The following is a 1197-nucleotide window of genomic DNA, read 5'->3' on the forward strand; positions in this document are numbered from 1 at the left end:
CCCCCCCCCCCCCCCCCCCCCCCCCCCCCCCCCCCCCCCCCCCCCCCCCTTCCCCACCCCCCCCCCCCCCCCCCCCCCCCCCCCCCCCCCTCCCCCCCCCCCCCCCCCCCCCCCCCCCCCCCCCCCCCCCCCCCCCGGCCGCTGCCTGGGGTTATCGATTTTGGAGCCGGGGCAGACGTCGGGTAATGTTCTTTCTGCGCCGCCCGGGAGGGAACGGACGAGGGAGCGAAACCCCCGCCGGTTCCGAACGAGAGGCGCAACGCCTGAGAAGGGCCCGCAGGGGTTCAACTCTGGTGGGGTATGGTGTAATTGGCAGCACGAGTGATTCTGGTTCATTTAGTCTAGGTTCGAGTCCTGGTACCCCAGCGCAGTACGAGCAGTACCCAGCAGTACAAATGAAGATCAAGCCCCCGTTGTGTAGCGGCCTAGCACGCTGCCCTCTCACGGCAGTAGCGCCGGTTCGAATCCGGTCGGGGGTACTGATCCCGCAAGGGATCACCTGGAAAGCCCCCGTTGTGTAGCGGCCTAGCACGCTGCCCTCTCACGGCAGTAGCGCCGGTTCGAATCCGGTCGGGGGTACTGATCCCGCAAGGGATCGTCAGGAAGCCCCCGTTGTGTAGCGGCCTAGCACGCTGCCCTCTCACGGCAGTAGCGCCGGTTCGAATCCGGTCGGGGGTACCAGAGCACGAAGCCGGTGGCTGTGTCCTCCTCGAAGGAACGCCCATCGGCCGATTGCTTTGTTGGGGTATGGTGTAATTGGCAGCACGAGTGATTCTGGTTCATTTAGTCTAGGTTCGAGTCCTGGTACCCCAGCCAGATAGAGAATGAAGCCCCGGCCACCGGGGCTTTTTTGCATTTCCCGGGACATTGCCGAAAGGGCCCCGCGCACCGGAGTGTGCGGGGCCCTTTCCGTTATCGGTGGGGGAGTGGTCAGCCGCGGCGCAGGGCCTCGGTCAGACGGTTGGCGGCCTCGATGATGGCCTGGGCGTGCAGCCGGCCCGGGTGGCGGGTCAGGCGCTCGATCGGGCCGGAGACGGAGACGGCGGCCACCACGCGGTTGGAGGGGCCGCGGACGGGCGCGGAGACCGAGGCCACGCCCGGCTCGCGCTCGCCGATCGACTGGGCCCAGCCGCGGCGGCGGACGCCGCTCAGGGCGGTGGCGGTGAAGCGGGCGCCCTGGAGGCCGCGGTGGAGCCG

1 protein-coding gene and 5 tRNA genes are annotated in these 1197 nt (G+C 69.7%); 5 read left to right on the plus strand and 1 reads right to left on the minus strand.

All coding sequences use genetic code 11. The annotated features are described in order from the left end of the window. Nucleotides 1-294: 294 nt before the first annotated feature. From ACZ5WK_RS40280 to ACZ5WK_RS40300, 5 genes are all read left to right on the plus strand, one after another. Nucleotides 295-366 (plus strand) — tRNA-Gln (locus ACZ5WK_RS40280). 40 nt (nt 367-406) lie between these two features. Continuing rightward, nucleotides 407-479: transfer RNA gene (locus ACZ5WK_RS40285), tRNA-Glu, on the plus strand. A gap of 27 nt (nt 480-506) precedes the next feature. After that, nucleotides 507-579 (plus strand) — tRNA-Glu (locus ACZ5WK_RS40290). Nucleotides 580-605: 26 nt separating this feature from the next. Next, nucleotides 606-681 (plus strand) — tRNA-Glu (locus ACZ5WK_RS40295). 60 nt (nt 682-741) lie between these two features. Further along, nucleotides 742-816: transfer RNA gene (locus ACZ5WK_RS40300), tRNA-Gln, on the plus strand. A gap of 114 nt (nt 817-930) precedes the next feature. On the opposite strand, the gene ACZ5WK_RS40305 is transcribed toward ACZ5WK_RS40300, so the two are convergent. Continuing rightward, nucleotides 931-1197 (minus strand): IclR family transcriptional regulator domain-containing protein (locus tag ACZ5WK_RS40305; protein ID WP_465555540.1); only part of this gene is annotated, 267 nt, incomplete at its 5' end.

It is taken from the genome of Kitasatospora sp. NPDC032757, assembly GCF_055579305.1.